The 18,800-nt window shown below is 35.5% G+C and carries 16 protein-coding genes; all 16 read right to left on the reverse strand.

The features are described from left to right. Positions 1–153: 153 nt before the first annotated feature. The 16 genes from ACTYBU_RS21535 to ACTYBU_RS21610 all read right to left on the reverse strand — a co-directional run bounded on the left by ACTYBU_RS21535 (position 154) and on the right by ACTYBU_RS21610 (position 18,549). Positions 154–732 carry a TerD family protein gene (locus ACTYBU_RS21535; RefSeq protein WP_445492976.1) on the reverse strand — a complete coding sequence of 193 codons (579 nt, stop codon included), beginning with the start codon at positions 730–732 and terminating at the stop codon, positions 154–156. Positions 733–792: 60 nt separating this feature from the next. Then, a complete protein-coding gene (locus ACTYBU_RS21540; protein ID WP_445492978.1) occupies positions 793–1,401 on the reverse strand; it encodes a TerD family protein in 609 nt (202 codons plus the stop codon). Between the two features lie 136 nt (positions 1,402–1,537). Then, positions 1,538–2,635 (reverse strand): toxic anion resistance protein, encoded by a 1,098-nt coding sequence (locus ACTYBU_RS21545; protein ID WP_445493068.1) that lies wholly within the window; start codon positions 2,633–2,635, stop codon positions 1,538–1,540. Positions 2,636–2,646: 11 nt separating this feature from the next. Next, the gene (locus tag ACTYBU_RS21550; RefSeq protein ID WP_445492980.1) at positions 2,647–4,290 is read right to left on the reverse strand and encodes a YceG family protein; all 1,644 of its coding nucleotides are present in this window, start codon (positions 4,288–4,290) and stop codon (positions 2,647–2,649) included. A gap of 1,042 nt (positions 4,291–5,332) precedes the next feature. Continuing rightward, complete coding sequence (locus ACTYBU_RS21555; RefSeq protein ID WP_445492982.1) at positions 5,333–6,139, reverse strand: hypothetical protein; 807 nt, start codon at positions 6,137–6,139, stop codon at positions 5,333–5,335. After that, positions 6,136–7,263 (reverse strand): cysteine protease StiP family protein, encoded by a 1,128-nt coding sequence (locus ACTYBU_RS21560; RefSeq protein ID WP_445492984.1) that lies wholly within the window; start codon positions 7,261–7,263, stop codon positions 6,136–6,138. The genes ACTYBU_RS21555 and ACTYBU_RS21560 overlap by 4 nt, the downstream gene beginning before the upstream one ends. Continuing rightward, the gene (locus tag ACTYBU_RS21565) at positions 7,253–8,578 is read right to left on the reverse strand and encodes a phosphoribosyltransferase family protein (protein ID WP_445492985.1); all 1,326 of its coding nucleotides are present in this window, start codon (positions 8,576–8,578) and stop codon (positions 7,253–7,255) included. The genes ACTYBU_RS21560 and ACTYBU_RS21565 overlap by 11 nt, the downstream gene beginning before the upstream one ends. Then, positions 8,562–9,761, reverse strand: a complete 1,200-nt coding sequence (locus tag ACTYBU_RS21570; RefSeq protein WP_445492987.1) for an HpcH/HpaI aldolase/citrate lyase family protein — start codon at positions 9,759–9,761, stop codon at positions 8,562–8,564. Before ACTYBU_RS21570 ends, ACTYBU_RS21565 begins: the two co-directional genes overlap by 17 nt. Before the next feature lie 635 nt (positions 9,762–10,396). Next, positions 10,397–11,176, reverse strand: coding sequence for a TerC family protein (locus ACTYBU_RS21575; RefSeq protein WP_445492989.1), 780 nt, complete (start codon positions 11,174–11,176; stop codon positions 10,397–10,399). Positions 11,177–11,437: 261 nt separating this feature from the next. Beyond that, the gene (locus ACTYBU_RS21580) at positions 11,438–12,019 is read right to left on the reverse strand and encodes a TerD family protein (protein WP_445492991.1); all 582 of its coding nucleotides are present in this window, start codon (positions 12,017–12,019) and stop codon (positions 11,438–11,440) included. Positions 12,020–12,117: 98 nt separating this feature from the next. Then, positions 12,118–12,702, reverse strand: a complete 585-nt coding sequence (locus tag ACTYBU_RS21585; RefSeq protein WP_445492992.1) for a YpjP family protein — start codon at positions 12,700–12,702, stop codon at positions 12,118–12,120. A gap of 383 nt (positions 12,703–13,085) precedes the next feature. Beyond that, positions 13,086–13,874 carry a class I SAM-dependent methyltransferase gene (locus ACTYBU_RS21590; RefSeq protein WP_445492994.1) on the reverse strand — a complete coding sequence of 263 codons (789 nt, stop codon included), beginning with the start codon at positions 13,872–13,874 and terminating at the stop codon, positions 13,086–13,088. Between the two features lie 209 nt (positions 13,875–14,083). Then, on the reverse strand, positions 14,084–14,518 hold the full coding sequence (locus ACTYBU_RS21595) for a BrxA/BrxB family bacilliredoxin (RefSeq protein WP_445492996.1): 435 nt from the start codon (positions 14,516–14,518) through the stop codon (positions 14,084–14,086). Positions 14,519–14,633: 115 nt separating this feature from the next. Then, positions 14,634–15,755 carry a conserved virulence factor C family protein gene (locus ACTYBU_RS21600; RefSeq protein WP_445492998.1) on the reverse strand — a complete coding sequence of 374 codons (1,122 nt, stop codon included), beginning with the start codon at positions 15,753–15,755 and terminating at the stop codon, positions 14,634–14,636. Positions 15,756–16,019: 264 nt separating this feature from the next. Further along, a complete protein-coding gene (locus ACTYBU_RS21605) occupies positions 16,020–17,912 on the reverse strand; it encodes an ABC-F family ATP-binding cassette domain-containing protein (RefSeq protein ID WP_445493000.1) in 1,893 nt (630 codons plus the stop codon). Beyond that, positions 17,893–18,549, reverse strand: coding sequence for an HD domain-containing protein (locus tag ACTYBU_RS21610; protein WP_445493002.1), 657 nt, complete (start codon positions 18,547–18,549; stop codon positions 17,893–17,895). Before ACTYBU_RS21610 ends, ACTYBU_RS21605 begins: the two co-directional genes overlap by 20 nt. Between the last annotated feature and the right edge of the window lie 251 nt (positions 18,550–18,800).

Here is an 18,800-nt window from a genome sequence, read left to right on the forward strand (position 1 = left end):
GAGCTAGACACCCGTCAGACTTCAGAAAACTAATACTTTCTTATCTTTTAAATAAGCAATTCCATGAATGAAACAAGCAAAAGGTAAAAATCCCCTCTAACACTTGTGTGTTTCATCCATGAAATTGCCTTTATGTATCCATTTTTTGCTTGTTTATACTTCTAACCCATAATTACGGCATAATGCTGCTAAACCGCCGGAAAAACCACTGCCAATCGCATTAAACTTCCAATCTCCATTATGTTTATACAATTCGCAAATCACTACAGCAGTTTCTACAGAAAAATCTTCACCTAAATCGAAACGCAAGATTTCCGTGTTGTTTTCTTCATTAACTACACGGACGAATGAATTGCTGACTTGACCAAAATTTTGACTGCGATGCTCTGCATCATGAATGGTAACCGCTATACCGATTTTTTGCACATGTGCCGGCATTTGCGAAAAATCTATAATAATTTGTTCATCATCACCGTCTCCCTCACCTGTGCGATTATCGCCAGTATGCTCAACTCCGCCGCTTGGATGCTTCAAATTATTATAAAAGACAAAATCAATATCATTTTCTACTTTCCCATTTTCATTGGCTAAAAAAGCAGATGCATCTAAATCAAAATCAGCTCCTCCATCATAACGGTTTGTATCCCAGCCTAATCCGATTATCGCTCTTTTTAAACCTGGATTTGTTTTCGTCAGATCAATTCTTTGTCCTTTTGATAAGTTGATACTCATACTTTTTCTCCTCCTTTAATGGTTTTATACTTACATTTGAGTGAACGCAAGAATTATTGTTTAAGAAAATGTTTTAACAACTTCTCCTAAACTTCCTGCACTTGTTCCAGTGCCAACTGCAGCAAATTTCCATTCTTGCCCATGACGATATAATTCACCAACAATTAAACTTGTAGTACCGCTGTAGTCATCTGTTAAATTGTAATGAATTAAACTAGAACCTGAGTTTGGGTTTACGATTCGGATAAAAGCATTTTGGATCAAGCCGAAATGCTGCTTTCTTTTCACTGCATCGTAAATGTTAACAACAAATACCAGTTTTTGAATAGGAGCAGGCACACGGCTTAAATCAACATGAATTTGCTCATCGTCTCCATCTCCTGCGCCAGTTAAATTATCCCCAGAGTGTTGAATGCTGCCATCCTTACTCTTTAAATTTCCAAAATAAATAACATCGCTATTTTGCAGAACTTTGTCATTTTCCCCCAACATAATAACAGACGCATCACAATCGACAGAAGCAGCTCCACCGCCGCCAAATAAAGAGCCTAATAGGCCTCCTCCTTTTTGTTGAACCGGATCCCAGCCTAGTCCAACCATAATTTTTGATAAACCTGGATTTCCTTTTGTTAAATCAACTCTTTGTCCTTTTTGTAAATTAATTGCCATTTTTTCTCACTCCTATATTTTATTATCAGAATTTATATGTCTTAAGTTAGATTATTGTCTAGCTCCGGCGCCTATCGTACTTCAGGTCTCCTCCAGTCCGTACGGCGATGAGCAAGGGCGCTTGCGCTTTTGTTCTTTAGCCTTTTAATTTCATTTGTTTAAAATTATTTTGCAATTGTTCTAATTTTTTTGTTCCCTCGGCTCGTAAACGTTTATTTTCTTCTTCAATAGACTTTGTCTCCTGCATCCCCTTCATAATAATATTCCACGATTCTTCAATCGTTTCAATTTTTATGCTGGGTGCTCCTGCAAGTCTTGCAATATCTACACTTTGCTGGGAAATGTTTTGCGCATTACGAACAAGCATTTCATTCGTTCGGCGGTCTAATTCACTCATGCTGTCTGCTACTAATTTTTGCCTTTTAGCTGCAACAGCTTGAATCAGCCCATTCTTAAAGATAGGAATCGTTGTAACAAAAGCTGAATTAATTTTTCCTATCAATTTTGTATTCCCTCTTTGCAATAGCCGGATTTGGGGAGCTGTCTGCAGTGCCACCATTTTTGCCATTTCCAAATCATAAACACGTTGATCTAAAAGTTCAATTGCATTACGTAAAGTATCCAGCTGCATTCCAGCAAGCTGGTCACCAGCCAATGCTTTTGATTCCAGCTGTGGCAGCATATTCTGTTTTAAATCGTCCGATTTTACTTGTCCTGCTACTGCATATTTTTCCAGCGTTAAATAATATTGATAATTTTGTTCATACATTTCATCGAGCATGGTGGTGGAATCCACCATTTCTGTTTGATATTTGGAAATTTCTACATATACTTTATCGATTTCTTGCCCCATCGATTGATATTTTCCGAACAGCTTCTCCATCATTTTTTCGCTTTTTTTGAAAAGTTTTCCGAAAAACCCTTTAGAAGTTTGTTCAAAATCCTTTTTATCAAACTTATCCATAATGCGGCCAAGCTGCTTTAAAAGTTCACCAGAATCTTCCACTTTTGTTGTTCTCATGTTGTTTAATATTTGATCAGAAAATCGCGAAATTTGTACAGCCGGTTCTTTTCCAAATTCTAATATTTGAATTTGATCCCGCTCATCAATGGAATGAGCCAATTGCTGTACTTCCGGTTCTTTTCTTAACGCTAATTTAATTTCTGAAACCTTATCTTCTGTTAATGCATCAGTCGCTTGATTTCCAGTAAAAGCAGAATTTGTCGGTTGCATGCTAGTCATCGCTAATCTCCCTTTCTATTTTTTAAAATACCATGATCAAATATTTTTCTTATTAGGGATTTTTCCTTAAACTCCATTTCAAAGACAACGTCTTCTAAAAAATGTTCGTCAAAGAGGCCTTCCTCCACATAATTTTCCATATCCATGTGGCCTGCTGGATTATAAACCATAATATCAATTCCAAATGTATTAAGAAGAATCAGAACCGCTGCATCCTCTCTTGAAAAGAGACCATTTACTTCTGTTTTAAATAAAATAAGGCTAGGAACATCTTGCGAATAGTCGAATTTCTGCAGCAGTTTTAAAATGTCAGCAGGCAGCAGCAGTCCCTGAGAAAATAAAAAGATAGACATTTCTTCCATCGTTTCATTCGAAAGTGGTTTTAATGGAGGCTTCTCACAAACTGTTCTAATTGCATGGGCAATCCCTTTCTGCAGACCAATCGGCAGCCTTTTGTAATTCCAAAAAGGAGCATTAATCATACGCTCAGAATCTAATTTCCCATCCCTTCCTAATGCATGTCGATAATGATAACGAAAATCACTGACTATTGCTTTTGTAAATGGAAATTCTTTTATCAATAACGCATGTTCAACGGAAGTAATCGCATGCAGTCGATCCCAATATTCCTTTCTATTTTTGCTTACACCAAATACTTTAGCAAAAATCGTCGGAATCTTCACTTCTCCATTATTCACTTCAAAATTAGGACGGATCATTGCTATTTCTTTTTCTAATAAAAACAATTCATCATAAGTGGTTTTTAACGTTAAGGATATTGGGATATAGTCACGGAGCTGCCATGGCTTATAGAGGCCAGATCCTTCATGATTTAAGATGCTTTCAATTTCTCTTGATGCCCTGTATGCAACTGTTGCAGTCCGCCTTCTTCTTTCAGTTGGAAAGTTTTCAACTTCTTTTGTTTTGCCATAATGATGGGTAAATGCAGGTTTTTCCTGTAAAGACAACTGATCCAACACATCAGTGCCATTGGGATGAACAAGCACTAAATCGCAGCCTATTTCTTGTAAATAAAACAGAAAATAAGCTTGGCTTTTTTTTGCGTTTCCATACCACATAAATTTCGGCATTTGTCCTTTTTTCAAACTAATATGTAACGCCGGCTTTAAATGATTAAATGACCATTTGATAAGATCAACCAATACTCTTCGCAAATCATTATTTTTCATTCCGTTTGCTTCTATTTTTGCAAAATGCTGAAAAACAGTAATCATTGCTTCACGGATTTTCCGATGAATAGAAGAAACCGGAGACTTAAGCAAAAGGTTTTCACCATCTAAAAATGCAATAAACCGATTAATTGACAAGTTTTGATCTTGAAAAATATTAAGCACTCTTTGAATCGCTTGAAAATGTTTATTATCCATCACTTTATTTAAATGATCATCTGATAATAACAGAAGGACGCTCTCTTCTTGATTAATCCAATCAAATAATTGGTTATAATATTCATCTTCATCAACAGGCAGACCAAGAAGTTTGACAATTACTTGACCAAATTGAAGGATTCCATTGTCTTCTTTATATACAGGTCGTTCCTGCAATGGCTTATTTAAAAGATCATGCCAATTATCAAGTGACAAAGGAAGAATTTGATTATTTATTGTATGTATATGTTCATTCATTTCTCCACTTCCTTTTATAAGCAAATAGGAGACTCTTTTTTAGCATATTAGAACAAAAAAGAAATCTAAAGCATGTGACTGGCACGTTTTACTCATATACGTTTTGCTACTTTCATCATAGCATAGCGAAAGCATAATACTAAATATTTTCTATCTTTCCTACGATATTTGTTTACAAAAAGTTTCATTTTTTTTAAAAAGAATGGAATGTTATTCGCCTATGTTAACTTAAAATGATAATAATGGAATGCTTTTTCGTTCGTCTTTTGATAGAGTAGTTTCTCACGTGCCGTCTTTTATGAAATTTTGCCTATCCAAGATGATAAGATCGTTCACTTTCAATATATTCTTCGAAAAATATATAAAAAGGCTTATATTTACATATTGTTATGATCAAATGTATATATAAGCCTAAAAACTCTCCACTTGGGTTTTTTCATTTATTTATTCCAGAATGTAGACAAAGTGGTTTTTACACAAACTGCAAGCTGATCGAAAACGTTTGTATTTCGAGGCGTGACGCTCATTACATAGGAGCGGAGGGCAACAGGATGTTGGTCAAAGCGACGTTGTCACAGACTTGCAGGACGGTAGTCAATCGACGAAGAATAAGGACGTGGCGAAGTTTAGTCGATTTCCCTTAAATACGTACTTTGTTCATCCTCTGTTAGCCATTAATGAGCATCCGAGTAAGGCGAACAACGAAGAAATCGAGCGTTTGTCGACAGCCGGTCATTCATTTATATATCATTGTTTCACATATAACTTTCCCCTAGCATATTATACAGTACTTTAATCAAGTAGGTGCTATTTATGAGACTATTATTTCGAAAGCCTTCTTATCGTGAATTGGAAGAAGAGCTAAAGCTCGTTCAATCCATATTAAGCTCAAGCCTATATCTTTTTATTGATTTGTTTCTTATTAACTTTATCCTTAGTTCTTTCGCAGGAGTATATTTTCATTCTTATTTATGGGCATTTTTGCTTTTTATTTGCTTCTATGCTTTCTCGTTATCCTTGTACTTTCTTTTAGAAAAATGTTTTAGTAAACCCTCTGACTAAACAGCTGATGAACTTTCTCCACGATTTCTTCGCCGGCATACGCCCCGAATTTTTCTGTAACATGATAATGGCTTGCAAATTCCAATCCTGCGGCCGTTGTCAATTCCCCATGTGAAGGAATAAAAGAAGTTGTACAAACTTCAAGAAATGGAAAATCTAATAGAGAATCACCTGCCCCAGCAACATTTTTTATTCCTTCTCTCTTTTGAATAAATGATATCGCCTCCCCTTTACAAATAGGCAGAGGCATGAAATAAAGTTTTCTTCCTTGCAAGGATACTTTCCAACCAAAAGATGCTGCAAGACTTGCAACCATTTCCTTTGTTTCGCTGCTAATCTCCGTTTCCAGTATATAATAAAAAAAGAGGTTATCAGCTATTTTTAACGTACCTTTAAAAGAAAACATTTCTACTTTTTGCAGCAATTCTTCCTTTTTTAAACATTCCATATCCAAGCGTTTCGCAACATGTTTGTTCCAGTCTTCCATCCTTTTCCCTTTGTAATATATATTCGCACCATTACTGGAAACACTGTAGGTTACTCGCAATTCCTTTTCCAGAATAAATACTCTTTTATATTGTTCAAAGGTTCTTGTTGTAACTGGGACAAAAAGCAGATTATCTGCAAGTTCTTTTAATCGTTGAAAGGAGCACTCTGTCATAAAGGAGACAGTTTCCCCATTTCTTTTTTCAACAGCTATCATTGTATTGTTTAGTGGCGTTTGCATCGATTCAAGCGCTCTTTTTGAATAGATTAACGTTCTGTCTAAATCAGAAGCAAACATCATATGCTTTGCCCCACTTTTTTAATTAAACCACAACAAGTATAGCTCATATGCTCATACGGAATGATTTCAACTCCTCTTTCTTCTGCAAGCATAACGATATGTCTTACATACGGACTTTTTGGATCTTTCATTAATATTTTCCAAGGAACCCTTCTCAACAGCACCCTTGTTGTTTCTCCTACGCCTGGTTTTACATAATGGCTGGAATCAATTTCAAATACCTCTTGGATGTTTTTTACCTCTTCCATCCCTTTAAAGGAAATTTCTTGGTCTTCCCAGTTCTTTTTTACCGCAGCTGTTATTGCTATTTGATTTAACAGAGGAAACTCTGCTGTTATTTCCTCTAAATATAAATTGGAAACATCATGCGGCAGAAGCTCCTTATAAAATTTTGCTCCATGGAAATCTTCTTTACCAATATATTCTTTATTTAATACGGTCCTGCTGACAAGACCAGAAACCGTTGAATTTAAACAAGCACTTGGGATTAAAAAATCCTCTCTTGTTCCATATAAATTAGTACAATAGCCTGGATCAGCCAAAACTGCCAGTGTGTCATCCAGTTTAATCCCGTATTTTTCGTTAAATTGTTTACATGCTTTTGTCAATTCAATCGAAATGGCGCCTTTTCCTGTCCATCCGTCAATAAATTGAATGGAACAATCTTTATGTTTTTGCAATATAAATAGAAGTGCCGCTTCGTCAATTCCTTTATCTCGGATGATGGATATGCTATAATGCGGTAAAATTGATCCATACTTTCTTTGAATATACCTTTTTATTAAAATACCAATAGGCGTGCCTGCTCTTGCCAATGAGACAAGAACTGTACGACTGCCTGTCTTATGATAAATTTGCTCCGACACAATCGCCGTGCATTCTGCCACCTTTTCTTTATATTCCTTTAGCGTTTCCGAGAACAGCTGCAGATAATTCGCTGGTGGATTGTATTCGATAGGCAATGTTTCACTGTAATGCTGCCCGCTTTGAATTCGCTTTTCTCTATCTTCAGTAGATCCCTCCAGCTGAATATTGCTTAAATCCTTCAATAAAAAAACGACATCTTCTTTGCTGTATGAACCAAATTCTGTGCTGCTTTTCACTTCCATTGTCTCAGCCTCCATTGCAATAAACGATATTTATTTTTTTTACAAACGTTTCATTTAATCCTTTTAGCAAAGGCTGTAATTTATCCTTGTCTACTTTTCTTTCAAAAAAGATAAAAATCTCTTCATAAGAATGGATGGAAATATTATATAAATAGTTCACAATATCATGATCTTCAGGATTCGGAAAAGTATAAGATGTCTTTGCACCATAATGCACTTCATCATTGGCGTATATCGGACTTCTAGTTGTAGATTGATAATATACATTTTCACCCATATAGCTTGCTATTTTCATCGGGATATACATAAATTCCCCAGTACCTAGAACAAGCGTTTTACCACCTGTTCTTTTGGAAGATAAAAAGTCCCCAGCTTTTTTCATCCACTTATCATTTGTCTGGGTCCTTTCCATCCCAAACCGTCCCGTATCCTTTAAATAATTGCATGGGTTGATTTCGCCTGAAAGCGTACTTGATGTAACAGGAATTAATCGGTCAACAGTGTATTCTTCAAGATTATAATAATCAGTAGGAGCGGCATGATTGTTCCCATTCTCAACAGCAGCTATTGCTGATGGAGTTGGAAAAAATCCACTTCCTTCATGAAGCTTAAATGTGCCTTTAAGCAAACTGACAGAATGAACCACAATGCCCAGCTCTTTTTCAAGGGATCTCATCGCTAGCTCCTGTTCCCTAGATCTCCAGTCAAGGATGGAAACGACTGTATAAATTTTGCGTGGAAACTTCTTTTGAATAGCTCGGATAATATTTATGGCAGTGTTTCCTGTTGTTAATTCATCATCCACTAAAATAACTTCCCGAGTATTATGTAATACAGATTCATCTACATAACAACGATGGGAGGTTGCATGGGAGTGTTCTTCTTCAAAAGAAATAAGGGAGGTTAATTCCCTAACATTTTCTCTAGTTGTATGAAAAAAAGAAGCTTCCTGAAATGCTTGATAAAAGGTATGCCCTAGAGCTGTTGCTGTTTCAGCAAAACCGATTATAACTGGCGAAGCTGTTTCCTTGGAAATAAAAGGAGAATTTTCAAAAGAATGTAAGGAATTAGAATAATAATTTAATAATTCGTCTCTTTTCTTCGCTCTTTTTTCCGTTATTATTTCTTCATAGCGTGCTGCAAGCAAAAAGCCAGTTAGCAAACCAGCCTTAGGATTAATAGGAAGATGTTTCCCAAGCAGTTTGCTAACAAATAAAAAAGAACGTTTTTTATTGATTCTAGCTGCCATCATAAAAAAATCTTCAACCGGCAGTTGAAATGGATTAGCATCTACTTCAATTACCATTTTTAAATCATCGATGATTGGCAACGAAATTTTCTTGTTTAAGTATGTCAATGTATGTAAACTCTTCATGAAACACCCCGTACACTTTTGATTTTAATAATATTTTTTGTGCCCAATAAAAATGGGGTTTTATCTCATTCATTTTATTGGAAAAACTGCTTTTCATTACACCAATTTCTCCATTATTGCTATTAACAATATTACAAGCGTCATAAAATTCTTCCAATGATACAACATTTAATGCTTGTACAGGTTTTATATGCGTCGGATGAATAATCGTTTTCCCGGTTAAGCCATTCGTAATATCCATCAGCACTTCTCGAATCAACCCATCCATATGTTTATCAATCAATTGTGTTCTCATTTTCATGCCAGCTTTCCCATAACGTTTGCGAAATGGCGTTTCTCTTAATTGAGGAATCAGCATTCTTTCTTTTGCTGAGAAATATTCCCATACAGGACCCGATACAACATATGGACTCTCAGCTCGAAGAAATACATTTACAATATCGCTGATACAATCGCGGATGATCGCTACATCATAAACAGTTGTATCCGTATTTCGGCGAATTCCATATAAACCACAAAAATCTGTTGCTCCTATTCGGACATTTAAGACGAGATGTTTATATTGATCCAATACTTCTTTTATGGACAAAAGCTCTGTCATTCTTGTTTCTTTTTCAATTATTTTTTTTGTTTCAAGAATTGGCATGGCATATAAAACATGGCCTCTATTATTATAAGACTCTAGTTCTTTTAAAATAATGCTTCCAATACTAGCATCAAATTTTGGAATAACAATGCCAGTTAATAAATCCATATACTGCTCTAACGCTTCCATGATTCTTAAAAACTGATCAACGGAACGAATTCGAATAAAAATTAAAGGAAGCTCCTTTTTAATGACAGCCCCTTTCTCTAGTCCATCTTTTATTTTTGCCAACTCTTCTACTAGCTTTTTCTCTGCTAATTCCACTTCATGATCACCTATGGAATCTTCTAAACAGATAACCATTGAAGTTAAAGCAGCATGTTTTTTGATCAAAAGATCATAGTAAATATTTGGCCTTGTTGCAGGCATATATAAAGTTGATGCCAAAGCATAGGACAACACATCTTTTTCAGATGTTCTTGATAATTCTTCTGGTGCTTTATAAAATAAACGTTCTATTTGTTTTTCCGTCAAATCAGAGAATAATTTCATTTTCTTAGCCCCATTCTTTCCTTAATCCGCTGTTATTAAATAAATATTCTGATATTTAGAACATTAAAAATATTACTTTCTTAAGTAAACAGGCAGCTTCTTCGTCTGTTTATTAGGTTCAATTCTTTTTAAGGAATTTTGCAGAATTGCAATGAAAGATTTCATTGCAGGCTGTCGACAAACTCTCGATTACTTCATTGTTCACCTTACTCGGATGCTCATTACTAGCTAACAGAGGATGTACCACTAAGTATGTATTTAAGGGAAATCGACTAACTTCCGCCTCGTCCTTATGTCTTCGTCGATTAACTTCCGTCCTGCAAGCTTGTGAAAACATCGTTCTGACCAACATCCTATTGCACGCCGCTCCAAAGTCATGAGCTTCACGCCTCGAAATATAAACGTTTTTGATCAACGTGCAGTATGTGCTAATAACACTTTGTCTACACTCTAAAATGAAAGATTTCTTTTTGAGACATTGTGAGAAGTATTTCTATTGTAATATAATTCCTTTCACTTTGCATTATATTTATTTTTTTACGTGTCTAAAATGGTTCATGCGACTGGAAAAAATGATGTGAATAGAGAAAGAAAGGGAACGGACATAAGTCAGAACCCTTTCTTTTGTTTAAAGATTATAATTCACTTTTCTGCTGTTCTTTCTTTTTATTCATCGCATGAACAACAAATGTTGCAGCAAATGCAACTAATAAAATGCCAAAGAAAACAATGTGGTCAATATGAATATCAAATACGCCTAAGAACATCTTAGTAGAAATAATTAAAATTAAAATGTAAGCAGTTGATTCTAATTCTGGTATACGGTCGATTAATTTTAAAAACACGCCTGCAACTCCACGCATCATTAATACACCTAACATACCGCCTATTAGCAATACCCATACTTCATTGCTGACACCAAACGCTGCAAGTACACTATCTACAGAAAATGCAATATCCATTAACTCAACGGAAATTACTGTGCCCCAGAACGTTCCAAACAGTCGCAGCAATAGTCCACCTTTATTGATGCCATGTTCTTCTTCTGCTTCTTCTTCTGGACTGCTTTCTTTTCGTTTATCGATAAAGTACTTGATGGCAAGATACGCTAAGTAGGCCGCACCTATAACTTTTACCCACCATAACTTTATTAAAAATACACCAATGCCAATGGCAATAAAACGGAAAATATAAGCACCTAATAATCCATAGAATAATGCTTTTTTTCTTTTTTCCGGTGGCAAATGTTTTACCATTACTGCAAGAACGAGTGCATTATCTGCTGATAATAAACCTTCTAAAATAACTAATGTACCTATCAATCCCCAGCTTACTGGGTTTGTTAAAACCTCTCCCCACATTTCCCAGTTAAAAAACTGAGCATAGGTATGGATTATGCTTTCAAAAATCCCCATTCTATTCTGTTCCTCCTGTATGTTGCTTTCCTTATAAAATGAAAGACTCGGACATATGCCAAGAATACATCCACGATAACATAAAATGATTTTTCCATTCATCTTTCATAGGAAAGATAAGGTCATCACCTCATCTTATATAAATGTATACCATTTTTGCAGATCTTTTATCTACAAAATAATAAGGTGGCTTTTCCGAGTCATAATGGCCTATACAACCAACTAATTAAACCTCATTAAGAAAGCACTTCCTATTATTTATCAGCCAACTTGCAAGCCGAAATCTGTTGCAAGCGCGCCTAGACCGCCTTGATAACCGCTTCCGATTGCACTGAATTTCCATTCATTATTATGACGATATAATTCGCCAACTACCAGCGCTGTTTCGATGGAAAAATCTTCGCCTAAATCGTAGCGGATAAGTTCTTCGTTATTTTGTTCATTTAAAATACGGACATATGAATTAGAAACTTGTCCAAAATTTTGGTTTCTAGCTTCACCATCATGGATTGTAATCGTAAATGTAATACGTTGTATAGCTGCAGGCACTGCTTGAAGATCAATAACAACTTGCTCGTCATCTCCATCTCCAGCACCAGTACGGTTGTCTCCTGAATGAACAACAGCCCCATCTGCCCCTGTCGTATTATTATAAAAAACAAAATCTTGTTCAGATGTTACTTTTCCATTTTCACCTAATAAAAAGACGGAAGAATCTAAATCAAAATCATTGCCTCCATCATATTTATTTATATCCCAGCCTACTCCTACTACTACTTTTGTTAACCCTGGGTTGCCTTTTGTTAAATCTACTTTTTGACCTTTTGATAAACTAATCGCCATTGTCCATACCTCCAGAAATCTTTAGTATATCTTATCTACGTTCAAATGAAATAAAAGTTTCAGCATATACACTATTTTTTAAAAAAATATGCGATGCACTAACTCATCCATTTAGGAGGAGTATTTTTATCCCAATATATTTCTCCTAAATAATGGTGAGCAGTAAATTCATCATGATACGTATGATAATGAAAATTAAACCAATACCCTTCTTGTGGGGGGCGATCCCTTCTTACATGGAATCTAATTACGTCTTTATCAGTATTTCTAATGTGAAATATTTTCTCTCCATTTCCGGGACTAGGAAGCTCTGTTACTGTCAATTGGCTTAAGTCCTCTTCTGGAAAAATACTTGTTACTTCTTTAATTGCTTTTTCCATATTAGGCAGAATTGCAGTCCGAAATTCGTCTTCAATAACTGGTTTAATTTTATTTCCAAATTTTTTATAGCTTTGTGTCTCTGCTTCTTGCATCATTTTGGATAAAAATTTATCTCTTTCGTTTTGCCTGTCTACGATAGAACTTTGAATCTCTGAATCTTCAGATACAACCGGTATTTCTCTTTCATCTGCCGGTTTCTTATCATTATTATTTTGATAAATAGAAGAAGGCGAAGGTGAAACAAGTCCAAAAGTTAAAATAGAGACAAAGACAACAAGACTTTTTCGAATCCAATTAGGCATAAATACACCTCACTTACAACCATCTTGTTTATCCTATTATTATACACGAAAATGCTATTTTGCCATTACTGTCATATCAATTCTAACAAATACCTTTATAAGACGTAAACTTAATATAAAACAAACTTATACTGGTCAGCTACAAATAGACTTATGTAATTTTGAGCAACCCTCTAATATGCCCCAGTTTCTAAATGATTACAGATTTATTTTATATTGTATGCATTAAACGAATGGTGCTGGGCTGAGTTTTTCGCCTAAACAACTAATCTTATTTGAAAAAATATGTATCTGACTTCCAAATTCAAGTTATTGTTTGCCGATGGGGTCGACACTTCGAATGATCTTTACTCGTTTTGTTTCAGGAAAATCCACTTTCTATTTTATTGTAGGTTTTCTTTTTTCAACAACACACCAAAATGAAACTTTGAGGATTTTCTTTTTATTGCATTAAAACCAAATTGTTCAAACCGTTTGCTTCTAAAATGGTCTTTTAACAATACTCTATCTTTTGCAACCCTTAGTGCTTCCTCTATTATTTCTAATGTAAATTCATCGTATATTGCAAGCTTTCGCAATGGATTTAACCCGTCAGAAGAGAGAATTTCCTCTTCAAACATGGGATCAAAATAAATACAGTCCACACTGTTGTCTTTCCTATCTTTCAATTCCGTTAAAGCGAAACGGTGATTTACTTGTATTCTTTGCATTGCTTCTTCTGTTGCCACATGATCTGTTTTCCATTGTTTTAGCCCTTTTTGTCCTAAAAAAGCAAGCATTCTGCTAGCTTCGCATGCCTCTACTTTTCCTTCTGCTCCTGCTACAAAGCTTGCAACTATACTGTCAGAGCCTAATCCAAATGTACAGTCTAACAACGAAGAGCCTTTTTTTACATTTGCAGCTTCTATGAAAGGATCTTGTTCATTATTTTGAAGTCTTTTAATACGAAAAACAGCAGAATTTGGATGAAAGAAAAAAGGCGATTGTGCTGCTAATAAAAATAATTCATAGCGGTTTTTTCCAATAACTATTACATCCTGCTGATACTCTTTCTTCAGTAAATTCACTGATTTTTTTCTTCGGGGAATAAAAGGAAGCTGCAATTCCAAGGCGATTTCTTTTGCTTGTTCAATCATAACCTGATCTGTTCTTCCAGCAGTTGTTACAATCATAAGATTCTCCTGTATTTTCTATAAAGCGTAAAAGGACATCTGCATTTGAGATGTCCTCATAATGCCTGAAATTTTCTATACATCCTTTTTTTGCTTGCCATACCCGGAAAGCTATAGCACAAACACTAGCTTATCTCTCCTTCTAAGGCTTCACTCCTCAAAAGGTCAAAGTTTTTTTCATCAGCTCGAAATAAACTTTATCTATTTCCTTAACAATATTGTTCAAATGCAGATAATAAATTTTCCATAATGGCTTCCATTGAATTTCCTTCAATATCATAGCGATGAATAAAATGCACTACTTTTTTATCTTTTATTAAAGCCATTGATGGAGATGATGGTTCGATATCACCAAAAAATTCACGCATTTTTGCTGTAGCTTCTTTATCTTGTCCTGCAAAAACAGTCACAAGATGATCTGGTTTTTTTTCTGAAACTAATACAGATTGTGTTGCAGCTGGTCTTGCAAGCCCTGCCGCACATCCACAGACAGAATTCACGACAACAAGTGATGTTCCATTGCTTGTTTCTACAAATTTTTCGACTTCTTCCACTGTTGTCAACTCCGCAAATCCAGCTTGCACTAACTCTGCTCTCATTGGTTTTACCATTTGTTTCATATATTCTTCATATGCCATTGACATAACTAATTCCTCCTCTAAAAAATATGGATAGATTAAGCATACTATAAACTAAAATCTTTATGCAATATTATGTTCTTATGGTAGCTATTATCCATTTATTTTTATTCAAGATTTTTTATTTTCTTGATTCTGTCATTTGTTTCCAGACAGATCCTTTTGCTTCTTCTCCTAGCTCTATTCTTTCCACTGCCAATTTAACTTGCAAACTCACTTCAAATTCTGGATCATCTTCGTGTGCTTTCAACGATTCAAGTGCACGTTGGTCCCCAACTTCATAAAGGTACATGGCTGCCCGCCATCTTACTAGTTTGCTGCTGTCACTTAATGCTTTCATCATCTCTTCCATTGCTTCAGGAAACCCTAAATCTGATAAGCAGTCTCCAGCTGTTCTTCTTACCGTAATTGTTTTATCTTGTAATGCTTTATAAAGAGATGGCAATACTTTTTTATCTTCAATCATTCCTAAATAAACGGTTGCCAGTCGACGGATAGAAGGCTTTTCGTCTTCCAATGCTTTTGTTAAAACAGGAATATCTTCAACTGTTGGATCTTCACTCTGCTCTAATTTTTGGTAGCGGACTCTCCAATCCAGATCGTCTAAATCTTCTATTGTTAGTTTTATTTTCTGACGTACTGCTTTCGAATCAGCCATTTCTGGATTTTTTGCCAGCTTTACTAATCCTTCTATTCTACTATCAGGATAGGCGGCAAGCAGCTCTTCCACCACTACCTTTCCTATCTCTTCAAAATCTCCATAACGAACACCAAATTCCTTCCATTTCCTGCTTGTTACCACATTATCATTGGGCATCCTTACTTCTGTTACAGCAAGCATAAATTGTTCAGGCAGACCAAATCGTTTTTCTTCCTGCCCGTCCGACAGCTTTATCTGCATAGGAATTCCTTTATACATTTGCACAAGCACTTTAATTTCACCAAAATGTTCGTTCAGCTTATTTTCAGCTGATCCTTCATCTCCTTCTTCACCGAAAGCATTTCGCACTTTTGCTAGCAATTCCTTCCAATCGAAACGGGCATTTCTTTCGACTGCTAAAAAATCAGCAACATGATATACTCCTTTAATACCTTCAATGGAAAGGATTGTTTGAATTATTTCAGGTGCACTTTCTTTATTTTCTTGTTTATAATTATTGCTTTTGCCCATCGGCAGTTCTTCATCCAAAATAATTTTCATTGTATTCGGACTTGGTGTTGGTTCAATGGAAATAATTCTCACGATAATCCCCCTTTTATGTAGTATGCTGTCAACTAATACTCGATTTTCTAATTGGCTATTCGAATGGTGCCCGTTAAGAGTGAGATAAAGTTTGATAGAAAAAGCAACATCCCTTTTCTATTGCGCCAAACCAAGTTGTCTCAAGGCGTGAAAAGGAATTTATAACTGCGAACTTTGAGTTAACAACTTTTCCATTACTTATTTTTGTCTATTTCATCTTACCATAGTAGAAACAATCCTTTGAAATAAACAGCTTTGCATCCCTTATTTTTCCGCAATTTCGGATAAATAACTCCAGCGCTCAATTAAATATTCCAATCTTTCGTTCAGCTCTTCCGCCTCTTTTAAAAGATTATTCGCTTTCTCAAAATCACTCCCAGTAGTTTCCATCTCTTTTTCGATTTCAGCAATTCTTGATTCTACTTTTTCAATATCCCCATCAATGGCAGCCCACTCACGCTGCTCATTAAAGCTTAGTTTGGCTTTTTTTCGTTTAGGAGCAGATGGTGCTACATTATGCTTCTCTTTTTTAGCTTTCTCTATTTCTGTTTGTTCTTTTCTTTTTTCTGCGTCTAAAAACTCAGAATAGTTTCCATAAAATGAATCAATTATTCCATTTCCTATAACAATCAACAATTGCTCTGCTACTTTATCTAGAAAGTATCGGTCATGGGATACTGTAATAACAACTCCTGCAAAATCTTCTAAATAATCCTCCAGCACCATTAATGTCTGCGTATCTAAATCATTTGTCGGCTCATCCAATAATAAAACATTTGGTTCGCCCATCAATATTTTCAATAAATATAATCTTCTTCGTTCTCCGCCTGACAACTTGCCGATAATGGTTCCATGCGTATGCATCGGAAAAAGAAATCTTTCGAGCATTTGTGCAGCAGATATTGTTTTGCCATCAGATGTGTGAATAACCTCAGCTGTTTCTTTTAAATATTCAATCATTCTTTTCGATAAATCCATCTCATAATTTTCCTGTGTATAATAGGCAACCTTTACCGTTTGTCCCATGATATATTCACCAGAATCTAGAGAAGTTTTTCCAGCTAAAATATTTAAAAGGGTTGATTTTCCAGCACCATTTTTTCCAATTATGCCTATTCTATCTCCAGGTTTCACTAAAAGATGAAAAGACTTAAGAATGGTTATATCGTTGAATTTTTTGCTTGCATCCACTAATTCAAACACTTGTTTTCCTAAGCGGCTTCCTTTTAAGGATATATCCAATTTTTCCGCTGATTTCACAGATGACAGCTTTTCATCCAATTGATCAAACCGCTGAATTCTTGCTTTTTGCTTCGTTGAACGGGCTTTTGCTCCGCGTCTTATCCACTCCAGCTCTCTGCGAAATAAGTTTTTTTGCTTATCTATTGTGGCCGCTTCATTTTCTTCTCTAATCGCTTTTGCCTGCAGGAATTCAGAATAATTGCCTTTATAGCTATACAGGCTCCCACCATCCAATTCAAACATGCGATTTGTTACTGCATCGAGAAAATATCGATCATGCGTTACTAAAAGAAGGGCACCATTAAATCTGCCTAAATAATCTTCGAGCCATTTCACTGCTTCAAAGTCCAAATGGTTTGTTGGTTCGTCTAAAATAAGCAAATCTGGATTTTGAATTAAGACTTGGGCCAGTGCTATCCGCTTTTTTTGTCCCCCAGAAAGCTCTCCCACTTTTTTATCAAAATTTTCAATGCCAAGCTTTGTTAAAATTGTTTTGGTATTTGTATGAATATCCCAGCCGTTCATCGCGTCCATTTTTTTTTGCACAGCAAATAATGTTTCATGAAGGGAAGCATTTTCCGGTTCTGTGTTTAATTGAAAAAGCAGTTCTTCATACTCTTTAATAACCGCTAAAACGGGTGCATCACTTTCATATACTTGCTCCAATACTGAAAGTTCTGGATTTACTTCTGGACTTTGAGCAGAATAAGCAATTCGATACTCTTTCGGTGCAATAATTTCCCCTTCATCCGGAAGATCAATTCCAGCTACTATTTTAAGCAACGAAGATTTTCCTGTACCGTTTATTCCTATTAGCCCAACACGCTCTTTTTCGCTGATGGCAAAAGAGATGCTTTGAAAAAGCTCTTTTTCCCCATATGTTTTTGTTAAATTTTCAATCGAAATACTTTTCATAGTTTCCATTCCATTCTTTGTAAAATTCTGTTAAGAAATTTTCCATTATTCGATGTCTTTCCTCTGCTATTTGTTTTGCTGCTGCTGTATGTAAAAGACTTTTCAGTTTTAATAGTTTTTCGTAAAAATGATGAACAGAGCTTGATTTCCCATTTCGATATTCCGCTTCTGTTAGTACTTGTCTGACGGAAATGGAAGGATCATAGATAAGCTGTCCCTTTTTTCCTCCGTAAGCAAAGGTTCTGGCTATTCCAATTGCACCAATTGCATCTAAACGGTCGCTGTCCTGAACAATTTTTGCTTCAATGGATGCTGGAGGAATTCCATGTCCACCATTAAAAGAAACCGATTCTATAACTGCAAGAATATGCTCCCTCTCTGCTTTTTTTATAGGAAGGGATTCTAAGTAGCTGCAAAGAGATTTTTGACCTTCTTCTTTTGAACTATTTAGCTTTATATCAGCAACATCATGAAGCAAAGCTGCCATTTCAATAATAAATGGGTTTCCCATGTTTTCTCTATCAAATATATATAATGATGCTTTTCTAACCCGATCGACATGATGCCAATCATGGCCTGAAGCATCCTTTTCCAGTTTTTGTTTAACAAATAATTCCGTTTCTGTAATTATAGTCATGAATCCTTGCTCCTATCTTTTTTCCTGACGTCCATATTGTACCATGAAAGTGAGAATAGCGAACATAGAACCGTTCTTTATCAGGTTAGTATAATGATGCACGCTGCTTTTGTTCCTCCATCTTTCTCCCCTTCTTTTCAAAACAAAAAAGATTAACCAGGTTTAAGCTGATTAATCGTGGTTATTAAAAGGAAAGACTAGCGGATTCTCTATATAAAAAGGATAGCAAACAGTCACTGGCATGAAGCTAT

Source organism: Niallia sp. 03133, from assembly GCF_052663225.1.

What these genes read in the sequence shown, in the direction of transcription:
- ACTYBU_RS21570 (WP_445492987.1), bottom strand. Translation starts at nt 9,761, where the DNA reads ATGAAATTATTCTCTGATTTGACGGAAAAACAAATAGAACGTTTATTT.
- ACTYBU_RS21575 (WP_445492989.1), bottom strand. Translation starts at nt 11,176, where the DNA reads ATGGGGATTTTTGAAAGCATAATCCATACCTATGCTCAGTTTTTTAAC.
- ACTYBU_RS21610 (WP_445493002.1), bottom strand. Translation starts at nt 18,549, where the DNA reads ATGACTATAATTACAGAAACGGAATTATTTGTTAAACAAAAACTGGAA.
- ACTYBU_RS21605 (WP_445493000.1), bottom strand. Translation starts at nt 17,912, where the DNA reads ATGAAAAGTATTTCGATTGAAAATTTAACAAAAACATATGGGGAAAAA.
- ACTYBU_RS21590 (WP_445492994.1), bottom strand. Translation starts at nt 13,874, where the DNA reads ATGATTGTAACAACTGCTGGAAGAACAGATCAGGTTATGATTGAACAA.
- ACTYBU_RS21595 (WP_445492996.1), bottom strand. Translation starts at nt 14,518, where the DNA reads ATGTCAATGGCATATGAAGAATATATGAAACAAATGGTAAAACCAATG.
- ACTYBU_RS21545 (WP_445493068.1), bottom strand. Translation starts at nt 2,635, where the DNA reads ATGCAACCGACAAATTCTGCTTTTACTGGAAATCAAGCGACTGATGCA.
- ACTYBU_RS21535 (WP_445492976.1), bottom strand. Translation starts at nt 732, where the DNA reads ATGAGTATCAACTTATCAAAAGGACAAAGAATTGATCTGACGAAAACA.
- ACTYBU_RS21580 (WP_445492991.1), bottom strand. Translation starts at nt 12,019, where the DNA reads ATGGCGATTAGTTTATCAAAAGGTCAAAAAGTAGATTTAACAAAAGGC.
- ACTYBU_RS21555 (WP_445492982.1), bottom strand. Translation starts at nt 6,139, where the DNA reads ATGATGTTTGCTTCTGATTTAGACAGAACGTTAATCTATTCAAAAAGA.
- ACTYBU_RS21550 (WP_445492980.1), bottom strand. Translation starts at nt 4,290, where the DNA reads ATGAATGAACATATACATACAATAAATAATCAAATTCTTCCTTTGTCA.
- ACTYBU_RS21585 (WP_445492992.1), bottom strand. Translation starts at nt 12,702, where the DNA reads ATGCCTAATTGGATTCGAAAAAGTCTTGTTGTCTTTGTCTCTATTTTA.
- ACTYBU_RS21560 (WP_445492984.1), bottom strand. Translation starts at nt 7,263, where the DNA reads ATGGAGGCTGAGACAATGGAAGTGAAAAGCAGCACAGAATTTGGTTCA.
- ACTYBU_RS21540 (WP_445492978.1), bottom strand. Translation starts at nt 1,401, where the DNA reads ATGGCAATTAATTTACAAAAAGGACAAAGAGTTGATTTAACAAAAGGA.